At 55.2% G+C, this 583-nt stretch carries 1 protein-coding gene and 1 pseudogene; both read left to right on the plus strand.

Going from position 1 to position 583, the window contains the following annotated elements; genetic code table 11:
- On the plus strand, positions 1–209 hold a 209-nt coding region (locus BN2503_RS21200), incomplete at its 5' end, for a hypothetical protein (RefSeq protein ID WP_233495146.1).
- A gap of 43 nt (positions 210–252) precedes the next feature.
- A pseudogene (locus tag BN2503_RS19110) lies at positions 253–583 on the plus strand (Fic family protein); the annotation flags it as partial.

Genomic DNA, 583 nt, shown 5'->3' on the forward strand with positions numbered 1-583 from the left:
CCGATGAGGTCTTCAGGCTTCTTGTAGTTAGCCAGCAGGCCAGACAGCAGTTCTTCGGGTACGTCGTGTTTCTTGGTGCTCATTGTGCTTACGGACAGGCCGGCTTGCGCCGGCGGTGGATTGTCCGTTTACACAAAATTCTGCACACCCTCCACTGTTTGGACGAGCCGCATACACATCCGCAAATATTCACCAGCGTTTCTGAATAAATCTTTGTAGATCATAAGACTGCATGAGGTCTATGATCCGCAAATGGCGCCACATTTGAACGCTCCAAAAGCCCTTGAGCCACTTCTACCCAGCACCCCTCGGGCGGATAAGCTGCTGGAGAAGGCCCATGACCTTCGGATGGAGGCGGCACGGCTGAGCGGTGCCTTCCCAGGCGGCGTGAATACGGAGTTTGTGGGGCTTCTGCAGTCGATGAATGCCTACTACTCGAACAAGATCGAAGGCGAGCACGCCAGCCCGCTGCAGATTGCACAGGCACTTGGGGGCAGGTTTTCTCATGAGGCTGAAACTGCATGGCTTCAGCATTTGGCAGTGGCGCACATACAGACCGAGCGCTGGATCCAAGAATCGTCGC

Origin of the sequence: Paenacidovorax caeni (assembly GCF_001298675.1) — a bacterium.
GTDB classification, from domain to species: domain Bacteria; phylum Pseudomonadota; class Gammaproteobacteria; order Burkholderiales; family Burkholderiaceae_C; genus Paenacidovorax; species Paenacidovorax caeni.